Source organism: Mucilaginibacter sp. KACC 22773 (assembly GCF_028736215.1).
Taxonomy (GTDB): Bacteria; Bacteroidota; Bacteroidia; order Sphingobacteriales; family Sphingobacteriaceae; genus Mucilaginibacter.
The window spans coordinates 4,403,066-4,420,054 of the sequence record NZ_CP117883.1; the positions used below are offsets into that span (position 1 = coordinate 4,403,066).

General features: G+C 45.0%; 9 protein-coding genes. 1 reads left to right on the plus strand and 8 read right to left on the minus strand.

Annotated features, from left to right (window positions below):
- The first annotated feature begins 26 nt into the window (after positions 1 to 26).
- Positions 27 to 866: an SDR family oxidoreductase gene (locus tag PQ469_RS17900; RefSeq protein WP_274208897.1), complete on the plus strand. Its 840-nt coding sequence runs from the start codon at positions 27 to 29 to the stop codon at positions 864 to 866.
- 213 nt (positions 867 to 1,079) lie between these two features.
- Here the strand turns inward: PQ469_RS17900 and PQ469_RS17905 are convergent, their stop codons facing one another.
- The 8 genes from PQ469_RS17905 to PQ469_RS17940 form a co-directional block, all read right to left on the minus strand.
- The gene (locus tag PQ469_RS17905) at positions 1,080 to 3,275 is read right to left on the minus strand and encodes a GH92 family glycosyl hydrolase (RefSeq protein WP_274208898.1); all 2,196 of its coding nucleotides are present in this window, start codon (positions 3,273 to 3,275) and stop codon (positions 1,080 to 1,082) included.
- A gap of 9 nt (positions 3,276 to 3,284) precedes the next feature.
- Entirely contained in the window at positions 3,285 to 5,561 is a 2,277-nt protein-coding gene (locus tag PQ469_RS17910) for a beta-N-acetylhexosaminidase (protein ID WP_274208899.1), read from the minus strand.
- 17 nt (positions 5,562 to 5,578) lie between these two features.
- Entirely contained in the window at positions 5,579 to 6,730 is a 1,152-nt protein-coding gene (locus PQ469_RS17915; RefSeq protein ID WP_274208900.1) for an acyltransferase family protein, read from the minus strand.
- A 29-nt stretch (positions 6,731 to 6,759) separates the two neighbouring features.
- Complete coding sequence (locus tag PQ469_RS17920; protein WP_274208901.1) at positions 6,760 to 9,549, minus strand: glycoside hydrolase family 78 protein; 2,790 nt, start codon at positions 9,547 to 9,549, stop codon at positions 6,760 to 6,762.
- 148 nt (positions 9,550 to 9,697) lie between these two features.
- Positions 9,698 to 11,191 (minus strand): RagB/SusD family nutrient uptake outer membrane protein, encoded by a 1,494-nt coding sequence (locus PQ469_RS17925; RefSeq protein WP_274208902.1) that lies wholly within the window; start codon positions 11,189 to 11,191, stop codon positions 9,698 to 9,700.
- Positions 11,192 to 11,242: 51 nt separating this feature from the next.
- Entirely contained in the window at positions 11,243 to 14,632 is a 3,390-nt protein-coding gene (locus tag PQ469_RS17930) for a TonB-dependent receptor (protein ID WP_274208903.1), read from the minus strand.
- Between the two features lie 193 nt (positions 14,633 to 14,825).
- Positions 14,826 to 15,989, minus strand: coding sequence for a FecR family protein (locus tag PQ469_RS17935; protein WP_274208904.1), 1,164 nt, complete (start codon positions 15,987 to 15,989; stop codon positions 14,826 to 14,828).
- Between the two features lie 402 nt (positions 15,990 to 16,391).
- On the minus strand, positions 16,392 to 16,946 hold the full coding sequence (locus PQ469_RS17940) for an RNA polymerase sigma-70 factor (RefSeq protein WP_274208905.1): 555 nt from the start codon (positions 16,944 to 16,946) through the stop codon (positions 16,392 to 16,394).
- Positions 16,947 to 16,989: the final 43 nt, after the last annotated feature.

Genomic DNA, 16,989 nt, shown 5'->3' on the forward strand with positions numbered 1-16,989 from the left:
ATTACCTTTGTCACAAAGTATTAAATTTGGAGAGTACAACTGCATTTCAGCACAAAAACACCATCAGTATATTAGGCTGCGGCTGGTATGGCCTGGCATTAGCAAAAGCGCTGATTAACGATGGGATAAAGGTAAAAGGGTCAACCACATCGGAGCAAAAAATAGCTTTGCTGGCTGATGAAGGAATTGAGCCATACCTGGTCAATTTCTCCGCAGATGACGAAACCTATAACGCTGATTTCTTTGATTGCGAAGTACTTTTTATCGCGATACCCCCAAAAGCCAGATCGGGCGCCGGTGCCGAATTTATTCCTAAAATACAGCGCATTATAAGCGCTATTGAGCGGCATAGTGTAAAAAAGGTTGTTTTTATAAGTTCGACGGGAGTATATGCCGATTTGAACTGCGAGGTAGATGAGCGCACCCCTCCGTTGCCGGATACAGAATCGGGCAAAATTCTGCTGGAAGCCGAAAACTTGTTCAAAAATGACCCGGCATTTAAAACAACCATTATCCGCTTCGCGGGATTAATCGGCCCCGGCCGAAATCCCGGACGGTTCTTTGCGGGTAAAAAAAATATCCCAAATGGGAATGCGCCGGTTAACCTCATTCACCTGGATGATTGCATAGGACTAACAAAAGCTATTATTGGCCACCATGCCTTTGGATATCTTTTTAACGGATGTGCACCAGATCATCCTGTAAAATCGGTGTTCTATACCCAGGCAGCCATAAATTCCGGACTTGATAAGCCCGACTTTATAGATGAATTGAAAGAGTGGAAAATTGTAAAGAGCGAGAATTTGGAAGCTATCCTAGGATATCAATTTAAGCAGCATTTGAGAAGCTCTGATACATTTGCCTGATCCTGGTAAAAAGACCCGGGCACCTTTGGCACCTGTATCGGCCAACAACAGGCACCAATATTTGGATGCGCCGTAATTGCGCAATACATCAGTTTAGTGTCAACCATGATAAATTATAAAATATTGATTATTAAATACTTATAAATATTTTATCTGAAATGTGTTAAGTTATGTTAACCCAATTAGATGCGTTTGCCCCAACAGTGCAAGCCTTCATTTTTTTAAGGCCTCGTTTCCCTTATCCCCCATCACAAAAAGCAGCTTCCCGCCTTTCAAAATATCTTTATGGCTGATATAATTCTTCATGTAAGGCTTCCCATTCAGGCTGATACTCTTCACGTATTTATTGGCTACCGTTAGGTTCCTGGCTATGATCGCAAAATTTTTATTACCGGGTAATGCCAGGCTAATCTTACTCAACTGGGGCGCACCAAACACATATTTACCATCGGCCGGGTTAACCGGGTAAAAGCCCATGGCTGTAAAAATATACCATGCCGACATTTGCCCGCAATCATCATTCCCCGATAAACCGTCGGGTTTGTTTTGGTAAAACTGATCGGCAATTTGCCTTACCAGCCGTTGCGTTTTAGCAGCATCGCCGGCAAGCGTATATAAATAATCAATATGGTGGTTTGGCTCATTGCCATGCGCATACTGCCCTATCAACCCGGTAACATCCAGTGTTGAGCCTTTACCAAAAACCTTGGAGTCCATACTAAACAGCGAATCGAGTTTGGTTAGGAAGGCTCGCCTACCTCCCATCAATTTCATTAATTCCAGAATGTCCTGTTGTACCTGCCAGGTGTATTGCCAGGCGTTGCCTTCGGTATAATCGCCGCCTATGGCCAATTGCCCACTATCCAAACGGGCAAATGGTTGTACCCAATTGCCATCGGCCAGTTTACCCCGCATCAGGTTGGTTGATTTATCGAACAGGTTTTTGTAGAAGGAAGACCGTTTACTGAAGTAATTATAATCAGCCGTTTTGCCCAGCAATTTGGCTAACTGAGCGGCGCACCAATCATCATAAGCAGCCTCCAGCGTACGCGATACCGCCTCGCGCTTTACTGAGTCTGACGGCAGGTAGCCATATTTCATATACAAGTCCCAATTGTATTTGGGATTTTTATTAATAGTCAGGGTAGCTTTTATGGCTGCAAATGCTTGTTCTTTATCAAACCCTTTAATCCCTTTCAGGCTGGCATCAACTATAACCGGGACAGCATGGTTACCTATCATGGCGTAGCTTTCTTTGCCAAACAATGTCCATACCGGCAATAATTTGGCTATGTTGAAGTGCTGCAGCATAGTCTCGACCATCTGCCCGTCTTTATCGGGGCAGATGAGGGTATACAGCGGATGAGCTGCCCGGTAGATATCCCACAGCGATAACGTAGAATAATAAACCTTATCGGCAGATTGATGCACTAAGCCATCAGCTCCGCGGTATTTGCCATCTACATCGGCAATATTATTGGGTTGGATAAGGGCATGATAAACACTGGTATAAAAGGCTGTTTTCTGCTCGTCTCCTCCCTCGGCCTTCAACCGGGAAAAATAGTTTTCCCAAACTTTGGCCGCCCCGGTTTTAACCTGTGCAAAGGTTTTATTGCCCGTTTCGCCAGCAAGATTTTTAAGGGCTCCATCGGTGCTGACCGTGGATATGGCAACCCTGGCTTCAATAGTTTCGCCGGGCTGGCTGTCAAAATCAACAACCAATCGGCGATGGGCATCGCCATCAATAAAATGATAGCCGGTAAAGGCCTTACCGAACGTAGCGGTAAAAAACACCTTCTTCTCAACCCATTGACTGGTATTGGCATACCCGCTGATGTTCGTTTTACTATTGATGGTAATGCTACCTTCAGACACATGTTCTTTCAATTGTTCGGCATCCTCAACCAGGCCGCTTTGCATATCAATAAGCAAATGCGACTTGCCGGATTTGTTAAATGTATAACGATGCAAACCGGTATGTGCTGTGGCTGTAAGCTGTGCCTTGATGTTGTGATCGCTTAAAACAACCTCATAGTACCCCGGGGACGCTTTTTCTGTTTGGTGCGAGAATTTGCTCGTGAATTTTTGGGGGTCATTCCCCTGGAATGGAAAGAACAGTACATCGCCCAAATCAACGCCGCCGGTGCCGCTTAAATGGGTATGGGCAAAACCGGTAATCACGCTATCTTCATAACGATAGCCCGAGCAATAATTCCAGCCAAAGTTGCCGGTCTCGGGACTTAGCTGCACCAATCCGAAGGGAACGGTAGCGCCGGGAAATGTATGACCGGTTGCCGATGTGCCTATAAAAGGGTTTACATATTTACCATATGTTTGGGCATAGGCTGTACGACCCGCAGCAAGGCAAAATAGCAACAAAACGACTTTCGGGCACCAGGATAACCTCATATCAAACGTTTATTGATGGAACATATAAACCTGTGGATCTATTACCTTACCATCGTCAGCTTTGATAATCAGCAAATCCTCGTTACGGTTGGTATTATCGGCAATATAATGACCACTAATGGCATAGGCTCCCTTTTTAAGATGCAGCATCCCCTTTTGCGGCTGCGCGTACTTATCCTTACCCCGGTATATGATCTGCTCGCCGTTGATAAACAGCGCCGGGCTAACTAAAAAGCCCGAAGTAAGCTGGTAATCACCGTCGGAATTAATCCGGATGAAGCCGTTTACTTTTACCCAAGTGAGGTTTCCGTCTGTTACCGGCAGCACCATTGGCGTGGCCGAATTGATGATAGCAGTTGTAACCACCTGTGTGGTATCTACTTTATCAATATTGTATTCCTTGCTTTTAAATAGCCGGTAGCTGAAGCCGGGGGTAAACGCAGCCTGGTCGATAACCACGGGCTTAACATCCACATGCCTGATCATGGCCTCCTGCAAAATATGCTGCTTATTCAGCGTCCAGGTAGTATAAGTTTTAATGTTGAAGGTATCCTGCAGCATGGTATTGATTTTTATGGGGAACGATTGTGGTTTAGCGGTGCTATCGGGCATTTTGCCGTTAAGCGAATAACGTACCTGCGCGCCCAACAGCGGATATTTAAGCACCAGGCCAAACTGGTTGCTGTTGGTTACAATGTTATCCATACCCACAATATCGGGCAGGCGGGCATTCCAGTTCCAGAGTTTGAAGTAGCCGTATTGCTGCTTCATCTTATAGGCAAATCTATCTATATCTTTATTTTCCGCTGCCGACCAGGTTAATTCGGCTACCGCTAAAGCACGCGGGTAAACCATGTATTGCAGGTGTGTTGCAGTGGGCACTTTTTCGGCCCAGATATTGCCCTGGGCGCCTAAAATGTATTTGGCCTCTTCGGCGTTAAGCTCTTTAGACATGGGTTCGTAATTGTACACCATTTGCCAGGTTACCGTTGGGTTCCATCCCACCGGTTCCAGATCCTCGGCGGCCTGCGGGGCATCAAAATACATATAAGGCAGTGGTGTCATCACCACATGGTGGTGCATTTTTGCCGCGGCTATACCGCCCGCCTCGCCCTGCCAGCTCATTACCGTGGCCGATTCGGCCAGGCCACCCTGTAATATCTCGTCCCACCCAATGAGTCTTTTGTTTTTGGAGAGCAGGAATTTTTCTATTCGTTTAATAAAATAGCTTTGTACTTCTTTCTCGCTTTTCAGGCCCTCCTTTTTCATCAGGGCTACTGCTGTAGGGCTTTTCAGCCAATCCACCATTTCGGCTTCATCGCCGCCAATGTGAATGTATTGGTTAGGAAAAAGCGCCATCACTTCGGTAAGCACGTTTTCCATAAATGTAAAAGTATACTCGCCCGGATCCAGCATGCGTACACGGTGTTTGGCACCGGTGGAATCCTGGCAGCCTAATTCGGGATAAGCAAATATAGCCGCTTCGCTGTGGCCGGGCATTTCAATTTCGGGCAGGATGGTTACAAACCTGTCCTGCGCGTATTTTACCACTTCTTTAATCTCAGCCTGGGTATAAAACCCATCCCTGCCACCACCATCAATCAAATTATCCAGCTTGCGAAATTTCCCCTGTTTTTCATAATAGGTGATCTTAGCACCAACTTCGGTCAGTTTTGGGTATTTGTTAATCTGGATGCGCCAGCCCTCATCATCGGTTAAGTGCCAATGAAATACATTCAGTTTGTAATGCGCCATCACATCAATATACCTTTTAACCTCATCAACCGTAAAAAAATGGCGGCTTACATCCAGGCTTAAACCACGCCACTGAAAGCGGGGCTCATCGGCAACTCGGCATGCTGCTAATTTTAAAGGAGCAACGGCCCGCCCCGGTAATAATTGAATTAATGATTGTACCCCGTAAAACACGCCGGCACCATTGCCCGCTATTTTTACCGTGCCGGGTTTTACCACCAGATTATAAGCGCCTTCTTTATTGGTTACCGTGGTTACCAATTGGATAGCTGTAGCAGCCGGAACTTTAGGATAAACTTTAAGCTTCAAATTCAGCTTATAATAAGTAGCAAGATAGGTTTGCAGGTATTTACCTACAGCCTCGCTTTCTTTATCAACCCCGATAACTGCTTTACTGCTTAAAACAAAGCTGCCCTTTTGTTCGGTTATGTGCAAAGGCTGCGGTATAATGTGTAGCTGTGCCTTTACCTGTAAACTGATACAAGTACTTATAAAAATCGCGGCTAAATACTTTATGCTGATGTTGCTCATGTAATGTAAAGGGGGACTTAAATTTTTACGGTGATTTTTTTGATGTACAATATCCAAACAGGGATAAATATAATGATAACCGTAAGTATGGCCGATATCAGCGACGCATTCTCTGGCGAAAAATTGGGCGTAAGGAGGTGAAAGTACATGTACGACCAGATATTTGTTTTATGCCCGTTATCGGTAACCGGGATGATGGATAATATCTCCGGAATCACATCGGCTAAAACATAGGCGGCTATGGCATTGCGGCCGAAGGCAAGGAATGGCGGCAGGATTTTTTTATAGCCTTTTACATCAATAAGCCAATACGATAACGACAGGATAATAATAGCCAGCCCGGCGGTAAACAGCACGAATGAGCTTGTCCACAATTGTTTATTGATAGGGAAAAACGTGTTCCATACTAAGCCAAGTATCACCAGCAGCACGCCCGCACCGGTAAGTTTTAAAATTTCGTTGCCGTTTTTAAGCCGGTCGCTTTTAAGCCAGGTGCCGGCAAATACGCCTAACAAACAGGTACCAATAGCGGGTATAGTGCCCAACAGCCCTTCGGGGTCCCAGGTTTTCGAGGCCTGCCAAAGATGATTGGTGGTAAAAACTATCCTATCGATATAAGCGCCCAAATTGGTCTCCTTTTCAAGGTTGGGGTGAGCTACGCCAGGTACCGGCACAAAAGTCATGATTAAATAATAGCCCATTAGACAACTCACAGCTATCATAATTTGTGTTCGGGTATTCGTTTTCAGGTACATAATGGCAGTAATGCCAAACACCACCCCTATGCGCTGTAATACGCCGGGGAAGCGAAGATGCGCAAACTGAAAATCGCTGATCAATGGCAGGCAAACGCCTAATGCAACGATGATTAATGTGCGTCGCAGTATAGAAAGGATAGCTTTACCATGATTTGCTTCATCTGACTTTTTGCCCTGCATAGCATAAACGATGGATACCCCCACCATAAAAAGAAAGAAGGGAAACACCAGGTCGGTGGGGGTGCATCCATTCCATTTAGAGTGTTCCAGCGGCCAGTAAATATGCCCCCAATCGCCGGGATCATTTACCAGGATCATAGCCGCAACGGTAAAGCCGCGAAAAAAATCAAGCGAAAGTAGTCGCGGCCTGCTGGTACTGGTGGCCTTATCGCCAACTATTGTATTTGCCATGCTTTATTATTCCATAAATCGTCCGGTTGTCAGCTTTTTTTTCCCGGGGCCTTAAGCGTATACACAAAATGATACGTACCCGAAACTACATTCATCTGTTCATCATTACCAACTTTTTTAATTTCGGTGATCTCTTCTTCGGTATTAAAATCCAGGCCACTTTCGGTGATCTGATCTGTTACCAATGGCAAAACTACATGCGCCGTAGTATTTGGCGGCACTACAATATCCAGGGTAAATATGCCATTATCAATACTCCATGCCGATTTTATTTTGCCGTACAGGGTTTCCAGTTCGGCCTGCGCGCTGGTTAATTTACCGCCCGGCTTTGGCGCAATAATAATTTTGTGGAACCCCGGATCAGCCTCATCAGTATTAATGCCGGCAATTACCCGGTACATCCAATCGCCTATGGCACCGTAGGCGTAATGGTTAAAGGAGTTCATTTCGGGGTCTTCAAAGGTTCCATCGGGCTTAATACCATCCCAGCGCTCCCAAATGGTTGTGGCGCCGTTTTTAACCGGGTATAGCCACGATGGGTACGATTCTTTCATCAGCAGGTCATAAGCAATATCTGTAAAGCCAAAGCGGCTCAAAACATGGCAAATGTAGGGTGTGCCTAAAAAACCTGTAGTGATATGCTCGTCATAATCGTCAATGTTTTTTACCAGCCTTTTTGCTGCCGATACCCTCAGGTTCTCGGGCAGCAAATCAAAATTTAATGCCAGCACGTAGGATGTTTGCGTACCCGATATCATGCGCCCGTTGGGTGTTACATACTCGCTGTTAAAAGCTTTTTTGATATTATACAACAGCTGCGAATATTTTTGTACATCATCGCTTTTACCCAATATTTTGGCTGCATTGATGAGCAATTGCGTTGAGTGGGCATAAAAAGCCTGCGCTATCAGGTTTTTGTCGGTTAGTGCGGCACCATCTTCGTAATTGGTACCGGCGTAAAACAGCCAGTCGCCAAAGTGGTTGCCTGTATCCCACAGGTAATTGCGGCTATGCAGCTGAATGTAGCCCACCCATGCCTTCATACTTTCGTATTGCTGCTGCAACACCTGTTTATCGTTATAAGCCAGGTAAATATTCCAGGGGGCTATGGTGGCCACGTCGCTCCAGCCGGATGCGGCTGACGATGCGCTATCCAGCATATTGGGTATCACGTAAGGTACCGCGCCGTCCTTATGCTGATCGGCTGTTAAATCTTTCAGCCATTTGGTATAAAAGCCTGCCACATCCATATTAAAAGTGGCGGTACGGCAAAAAGCCTGTGCATCCCCCGTCCAGCCCATGCGTTCATCGCGCTGTGGGCAATCGGTAGGCACATCAATAAAATTTCCTTTTTGCCCCCATTGAATATTATGTTGTAACTGGTTAACTAATGGGTTTGAAGTGGAAAATTTGCCCGTTTGCGCCATATCCGAATAAACGGCATAAGCAGCTAAATTTGTGGAATCCAGCGGGCCTGTATAACCCACCACCTTTAAAAACCTGAACCCCTGGAAGGTAAAATGAGGTTCGAAAGTGGCAAGGCTGTCATCTTTAAAAACATAGGTAATTTCCTGTTTGGCGGTACGCAGGTTTTTGGTGTAAAAATTTCCCTTTTGATCCAGCACTTCGGCATGGTAAAGCCTGACGGTATCGCCTGCCTTTGCTTTCAGTTTAAACTGCACCCAGCCTACCAGGTTTTGGCCAAAATCGACAACCCGCTCGCCTGCCGGTGTGGTAAATACCTTTAAGGGCAAAAACTTCTCGTGTTTTTTTACAGTCGGGCCGGTGGTGGCAATCAGGTTATTCCTTATGGTCGTATCCATTTTAACCGTATCCCAGCCCATGTCTTTATAAAGGGGACTTGTCCAGCCGTTTTTTTCCTTGCGGGCGTCATAAACCTCGCCATCAAAAAAAGATGACGAGCGTATTGGGCCATAAGTTACCTTCCAGCTTTTATCTGAATTAATTATTTCCCGTTTACCATTAGTATATACTAATTCCAACTGGCAAAGCAGGGCCAGTTTGCTGCCATATATATTTTTTTTACGGTTATAAGTATAGCCCCTGTACCAGCCATCGCCAACGGTTACGCCAATGGCGTTGGCGCCTTTTAGCATATTGGCGGTAACATCATACACATTATATTGCAGGCGTTTGTTATAGCTCGTCCAGCCGGGGGCAAAATAATCATTACCAACACGTTTGCCATTTATTTGCGCTTCAAAAACACCGTGCGCGGTGATGTATAAGTGTGCTGCACGCACTTTTTTATCTAACTTAAAACTTTTGCGGAACATGGGCGCCGGGCCGCCGGTGGTGTCAGACGGGTAAGTATCCTGGATCCATTTGGCCGACCAGTCGGTTGGGTTTAGCAAACCCATTTTCCAAAAGTTGACCATACACCAGGGGCTTACCCGGTTTTTGTTATCCCATACCCTAACCTGCCAGTAAACTTTTTGGCGCGAAGCAAGCATAGGCCCGCCATAATAAACCTGGATAGACTGAGCGGAATAAATGCGGCCTGTACCCCAGATGATATCCTTGCCTTTTGTTAACGATACGGCATTGCTGCCAACTCTTATTTCATAGGATGTTTGCTGAATGTCGCGCTCCGGGCATACCAGTTTCCAACTTAAACGGGGATTGGCAACAGCAACCGATATGGGATTGGTTTTGTATTCGCAAATAAGGTTATCAACTGTGAGCGGCGGCGGCGGTAACGGCTTAACCTGGGAAAAACTGCTGAAAGAAATAAAAACTAACAAAACGATATTTAAGCATACTTTTTTGAGCACACTTATTTGTTGAGTATAATTCATGCACTAAATATAGCTTTAGAACGTTTTTTGTTTTAAATACCACACATATTTTAGCTATAAAACAGTAAAAATGATGTGGTAATAGCATTATTATGTCAATAAACGGAAAAAGCCCCGCAAAAGTTTCGCGGGGCAAAAAAAGTAATAATTAATGCTCCAGTGTTCCTTCTGTTAGCGGATATTGGAAAAGCAGGCGGATATTAGCGTAAGCAGCAGAGTTAACATTCCAGTAAGGTTTTTTAAAGGCTTTTTCGCGGGCGCCGTGGGCTGTCATTACAGCAACGGCCTTACCGGTACGTAAAAGATCAAACCAGCGGTGATTTTCAAACGCCAATTCAACCTGCCTTTCATGCGCAATGGCATCGCGAAAGGCATCCTGCCCCGAAACATTTAAAGCAGGGTCATCATTCCCGGCGGATTTAGCGGCCAGGCCGGCCCGTTCGCGTACCAGGTTTAAATATTTAAAAGCATCGCCGCCACCCACAAATCCCTGCTCGTTAAGGCATTCGGCCAGCATCAGGTAAACATCGGCATAGCGGTACACCGGGAAATTTTTGCCGGTTACACCCTGCACGGCGCTGGTGGTTGCAAACTTTTTAATAAAGGGCAAATCCACGCCGTACTCATCAGATGTAAATTCAATTAACGAGGCATCTTTACGGTTATCGCCATCCTCGTAGGCGTTAACCAGGTCCTGGGTTGGAATATTCCAGCCATTTTGCGCGCCGTTGGCTATCTCAAAACCGGTTACATCCGAGTCATAATAATCCCAGGGGATAAAAGTATCTACAAAATCGCTGCCCAGTCCGTTTGAACCCTCAATGTATTGTATTTCGAAAATAGACTCGGGGCCGTTCTCTTTATTATTATCAAAGTTATCGGCATAATCTGTATTCAGATGATAAGCATTTGATGCAATAATATTCCGCAGCAAGGGAATGGCCAGGTCAAATTTTTTCCGGGTCATGTACACCTCGGCAAGCATGGTTTCGGCGGTTCCCTTGGTTACCCGGCCTTTATTTGCGGCGCCGGCATAGGTTACCGGCAGTTTGGCAACTGCAACCTGCGCATCGGCAATAATAGCCGCGTAAACAGCATCTACCTCGGCCTTTGTTGCTACCTTGTAAGCCTCGCTTACCGATGCTACCTCGTTAAGTACCAGCGGCACCCGGCCAAACATACGCACCAGGTTAAAATAGTTGAATGCGCGTAAAAAGCTGGCCTGTCCGGCTATGGTATCGGCAACTGCCACATCAAGTTTGGCCGCGGGCAGACGTGCTAAAATAGCATTGCAACGACCAATGCCTGTATAGCTGGCCTCAAAAAAAGCGCCTACCATATCGTTATTGTTCAACTCCCTAAACTCATCTATTTCCTCTTTGTTGGTACCGGAGCGGTCATAAGGATCAAACTCGTATGATGTATTGTCAGACCGCATTTCGCCCATTGCCCAAAAACTGCCGTTATACAGGCCTTGTAACGGTGCATAAGCTCCGTTAACCGCCTGTATAAACTGTGCCTTTGTCTTGAAAAAATTGGTTGTATTTTGAGTATCGGCAGGCTGAAGGTTAAGGTAATCCTTTTTACAGCTCCACGTACTACATGCAATAAGTACCAGGAAAACATATATGTATTTTTTCATGATTTCTGTTGTTATGGTTTCACCATCGTTAGTTTGAATACTCATTTTCAATTAAAATGTCACGTTACATCCCAACGTGTAAACTGCCGAAACAGGGTAGCCCGTAAAATTTACGTTGGGCGACAGCGACCTGTTGCCCTGCTGCCCTTCAATCCCTACCTCGGGGTTACCGCCTTTATAACCGGTTAGGAGGATGGCGTTTTGGGCACTGAAATAGACCCTGAAATTCCGGGTGAACTTTGTTTTAAAGTTGTATCCAAAATCAATGTTTTTAACCGACAGATACGAGTTACTTTCAACCCAGTACGATGGGTAATAATCACGCGCAAGATTGGTGTTTGAAACGGTGGTTGGCAATATTCCAGCTCCTGGATTGCTTGCAGACCGCCAGCGATGAATAACCGATTCCTCGACATTAAAAACCCCATCTAAATTGGTTGTAAACTGCTTGTACATATCAAACACGTGCCCGCCAACCGATCCTGCTGTAATGATATTCAGATCAAACTTTTTGTACGAAAAATGATTGCTGAAACCAAATGTAAATTTGGGCCAGGGGTTGCCTATATTGGTTTGGTCGTTACCGTCAATTACGCCATCGCCATTAACATCTTTATACCTGACATTGCCAACCTGTTCGCCGTCAAAATGAGGGTATTTATCAAGCTCGGCCTGGTTTTGAAATATACCTTCAAAAATATAACCATAAAACTGGCCTAAGGGCAGGCCTACTTTGGTAATACTTGTAGGGTTGTCGTTTTTAGGTGCATCGTAAATGTATGGTGTAGGGCCTAAATCAAGCACCTTATTGCGGTTAAATGATATGTTAAGATCGGTTGACCAGTTGAAGTTACGCTCCACTATATTTTTTGTGGTTAACGTAAACTCCCATCCGCGGTTACGTACATTACCCACATTTGATAAAGCATAACCATAGCCCGATACGATAGGAATCGGGATATACTGCAGCATCCGTTGGGTATACCGGTTATAATATTCGGCAATTAAATAAACGCGGCCTTTTAGCAGCGATACATCCATACCTATATCCAGCTGTTTGGTGGTTTCCCAGCCAAGCTCGGTATTGCCAATCTGGTCGGTTATTGAAGCCCCCGGTGCAAGCCCGCCGCCAAATGTATAATTGGCTACATCAACAACGGGAATGTAATCATAGTTCCCTACATCGTTATTACCGGCAAGGCCGTAGCTGGCGGTAAACTTAACCTGGTCAATTGCCGCCGTTTTAGGAAAAAAAGATTCGTCGGAAATGCGCCATCCGCCTGATACCGACGGGAAAGTGCCCCAACGGTGCCCGGGTGCAAACCTTGATGAACCATCGCGGCGAATAGAGCCACTTAACAGGTATTTATCTTTATAGGCATAATTTACCCGGCCAATTAACGATTGTAAACGCCACTCGGCGTCGCCGGCGTCAGCAGTAATGATGGTTGCATTGGCAACAGACCGTATGGCATCATCAGGAAAGCCGGTGCCGAAAGTAAAACGATCATGTGAGTTTTCCTGTTGTATGGAGTAATCGGCCAATACAGTTAATGTATGGCTGCCCCAGTTTTTTTTGTAGTTGATGCTGTTTTCGTTGAGCCAGTTAAAAACATTTTGCGAGGTGAATGAAGCTACTGCTTTTTGCTGGTTACCATCGCGGTTTGGGACATTAAACCCGCCCAGGTACGATGGCCTGTAGTAATCCTGTGATTTGGTTTGATAGTCGACCCCGAACGTTGATTTTATGTTCAGCCCTTTAACAACTTCATAATCAATATAAGTGTTGGCAAGGGCCCTGAATTCGTTGCGCTTGTTGGTTGTATTTACAAGGGAGCTTACCGGGTTATTATTTTGAAAAGTACCTGGCGACCCGACAACGTTGGTATACGAGCCATCAGGTTGTTTCACCGGCACAAGCGGGCTTTCCAGGTAGGCCTGGCTTAATGCTGCCGAAAGAAAGTGGCCGTCTGTTTCCTGTAAATTTCTGAAGCTGTAAGTGGGCGCTATATTTAACCCTACGGTTAAACCCTTAGCTATATCGGCATCAATTGTAGCCTTTAACGAGTAGCGTTTAAAAGCAGTATTAAGCACAGTACCCTGCTGATCAAAGTATCCTAATGAAAACAACGACCGTACTTTTTCTGTACCGTTAGCTATGGTAACATCGTAATTTTGCATGGGCGCAACGCGGGTTACAGCATCAAACCAATCGGTGCCTTTGCCGAGCGATTGAGGGTTTTTATATTCGTTGGGTATTGGGTTGTTGGTACCGTTAACCGCGTTTGCATCCTGGATAGCTTCTGTGCGCCATTGAGCAAATTCGGCCGCCGTCATCATTTTAAGTTTGCTTTTGGGCAATACCGATTGCAGACCGGTTGAAGTATTTACCGTAACAGACGACTCCCCTTTTTTTGCCCGCTTGGTAGTTATCATGATAACCCCATTTGCACCGCGCGAACCATATATTGCGGTTGAAGCAGCATCTTTAAGTACGCTTATATTTTCAATATCATCGGGGTTAATGGTGCTCAGGGGGTTCGAATATTGATCGAAACCAGGCGAGAGTGGAAAACCATCTACCACATACAGCGGGTTGTCACCGGCGCCCACTGAACCGGCGCCGCGGATGTTAACCGCAACACCGCCACCCGGCGTGCCTGTAACCTGGTTTACTGTAACGCCGGCCAGTTGCCCTGCCAGTTTCAGATCAAGGCTGGCAGCTTTTATCTCTTTAATATTGGCCATTTTTACGGTTCCAACCGCACCGGTAACGTTTTTACGTTCCTGGTTACCATATCCCACTACTACAACCTCGCTCATTTGCTGGTTATCTTCATCAAGGGATACATTGATAACCGCACGTTTGTTAACAGGCTCTTCCCTTGTTTTAAATCCTACAAACCTGAAAACCAGCACCGCGTTATCATCAACCTGGATGCTGTATTTACCATCGATTCCGCTTATTACCCCGGTATTTGAACCTTTAATGGTGATGCTTACACCGGGCAATGGCTGTTTGGTATTGTCAAGAACCTGCCCGCTAACGGTTATTTTATCGGGTATAACCAACTGCTCTTCCTTTTTATTTACAATAATGGTTTTGTTATCAATGGTGTAAGTAAAAGGTTCGTCTTTAAAACACTCGTGTAAGGCTTGTTCAAGCGTGGCATTTTTTAAAGAAATTGTAACGGGTTTGGCCTGCTTAATTTCATTGTATTTGTAAAAAAAATAAAAACCGCTTTGCTTTTCAATAGCGGCAAATACTTTATCAATAGCGGTATTGCTGGTGCTTAGCGTTATGGTTTGCGAGTAACTTTTGGCGCTAAGCTGTAAACAACCAATCATAATCAGGATAACCGTTAACTTCATTGTCAAAAACAGTTTGGAGGTTGATGTTTGGGGTACATAAAATACTTTACCCCTAAAGTTTAATTGCATAACTTCGTCGTGTTTTGGGTGAATGTGTCTGTTAAGGAAACTCAGTAAAAGCTTAGCCCATACATTTAAGCCGGGAGTATTGCAGTACTCCCGGCATTTTTCATGGGTAAGGTAGTTGTAGGGTGTTAATGGAGATGTATGTTTTTTTTCATAGGTAGATGTTTTTTAAAGGTTAATGTAAAAACGGATATGGTTAAGGTGATACTGTTATCTTTTTATCTTCAACTTTAAAATGCACATGGCTAAGCTCCAGAACGTGCAGTACCTGCGATAGCTTCACATTTCGTTCAATTCTGCCCATAAATTCGTCGTCGGATACTTTGCCGTTGTAAACCACTTCGATGTTGTACCATCGCGATAGTTGTTTCATGATATCCCTGATACTGGCCCGGTTAAAATCAAAAAAACCGTTTTTCCAGGCCACGGCCCTTAGGGCATCTACCTCAACAACCTGGATATTATCACCTTTAACAATACCCTGCTCATCTGGTTTTAGCAAGTTATGGTTATTGCCGCTGGTTAATTGTACCAATCCTTCCAGCAAAGTTGTTTTAATATCGTCCTCGTCGGCATAGGCATTAATGTTAAAATGGGTGCCCAATACCTTTACTTTAAGCACATTAACATTTACCATGAATGGCTTCGACGGATTTTTAGCCACTTCAAAATAGGCCTCGCCGGTTAGTTCCACATCACGTTGGCTGCCGGTAAATGCCGTGGGGAATTTGAGCGATGATGCCGCGTTGAGCCAAATTTTGCTGCCATCGGGCAATATAACCTGGTACTGACCTCCACGTGGTGTGCTGATGGTATTATAAGCTACAGGGCCATTTGTCGCTGAAGCCTTGCCTTCTTCAACCTGGTAAACCAGTTGCCCATCTTTAGTTTTTTTAACGCTGACGTTGCCTTTTTTGGCAAGGGTGCCGATCCTTGCAGAATCGAGCACCACTTTTTCGCCATTATCTAAGGTTAGGACTGCTTCATTTTTACCGGGGTCGGCATCGTGCTTAACCACGATTTTGTTTTTTGCCGCAATGTTATCTTTTGCGACATGCTGCATGCAATAATACACTCCGCCGCTGATGACCATAAGGCCAATTACCGCCGCAGCTACATTCTTAAAAGCAAAGATTTTTAATACTTTAGGTTGATGCTTTGCAGACGATTGTTGAACAGCCGAATGCAAACGCTGCAGCATTTTATCTTCCAGGTCTTGCCTTACGCCCAGGGCTTGCTCGTCCCAATCGCTATCGGTTTGGACGTTATCAAACAATTCCATTAACAGCTGCACCTCATCGGCAGTAGCCTGCCCATTAAGGTATCTATCTATCAATTGTTGAAATTCCTGTTTTTGCACAACCTGCTTTTTATAGTGAGAGTATAAAAACGGGGGGTATCCCCTACGTGGGAAGAAAAAAAATTTGAGAAGATTAAGGTTGATAGGTAAACTTGGTTTGTGGATAAAAAAGGGTCATCGGCCCGACACATATTGTAGCCCCGGGTTTCAACCCGGGGATGAATGGCCAAAGACCAACAAGAGTGCCATCGGCACGGCCCATATTTTGGTGTAATCCAAGCATTTTCAATTTGTCCAAACGATTATACGCATTGATAATATGTCCCGACCCTACGGTTCTCAATCGTTCCCTTCATTCTTTTCCACGGGTTAAAACCCGTGGCTACAAGATTGGCCGAGGCTACGCCTCTAATTCGTAATAGAACAAGCCCCGTTGTGTCAATAAAAGACATGTAACCCCATCTACAACAAAAACAAAGTCCCCAATGAAGTACGCAAATGTTTAAGCGCTTTGGTTAAATGATTTTCGACTGTTTTGGTAGATATATTGAGCCTTGAGGCAATTTGTTTATGGGTAAGGTACTCTTCGCGGCTAAGCTTGTAAACTTCGCGGCATTTTTCGGGTAGCGTTTCAACTACCGAATTTACCTGTGAAACCAGCTCTTTGTATTCTAAATTTTCATGGGTGTCAGGGCTTTGCAAACTGTTGGCAAGGGCATCAAACACATCGCTTGTTGCAACCCCGGCACGGATTTGCCTGTAAACTTCATAACGGATGGATGCATACAGGTATGCTTTTAACGATACGGCTATTTGGATATTATCCCTGCTATTCCAAAGCTTGATGAACAGTTCCTGGATAACATCTTCGCAGGACTGCTTATCTTTTAAAACATTATAGGCCGACAGGAACAATTGCTGCCAGTATTTTTTGTAGATAGCGGTCAACACACTTTCATCGCCCGACTTTAACCGGTCGATCAATTGCACATCGCTTATAGCTACCTTTTCTGCCATCCTGAAAGGGGGTTAACATAGAATTGCGATAAATTTAGCAAAA

Bases quoted from the DNA above. Each gene is read 5' to 3' on its own strand.
- PQ469_RS17915 (WP_274208900.1), bottom strand. From the start codon at position 6,730: ATGGCAAATACAATAGTTGGCGATAAGGCCACCAGTACCAGCAGGCCG.
- PQ469_RS17940 (WP_274208905.1), bottom strand. From the start codon at position 16,946: ATGGCAGAAAAGGTAGCTATAAGCGATGTGCAATTGATCGACCGGTTA.
- PQ469_RS17905 (WP_274208898.1), bottom strand. From the start codon at position 3,275: ATGAGGTTATCCTGGTGCCCGAAAGTCGTTTTGTTGCTATTTTGCCTT.
- PQ469_RS17910 (WP_274208899.1), bottom strand. From the start codon at position 5,561: ATGAGCAACATCAGCATAAAGTATTTAGCCGCGATTTTTATAAGTACT.
- PQ469_RS17920 (WP_274208901.1), bottom strand. From the start codon at position 9,549: ATGAATTATACTCAACAAATAAGTGTGCTCAAAAAAGTATGCTTAAAT.
- PQ469_RS17925 (WP_274208902.1), bottom strand. From the start codon at position 11,191: ATGAAAAAATACATATATGTTTTCCTGGTACTTATTGCATGTAGTACG.
- PQ469_RS17930 (WP_274208903.1), bottom strand. From the start codon at position 14,632: ATGCAATTAAACTTTAGGGGTAAAGTATTTTATGTACCCCAAACATCA.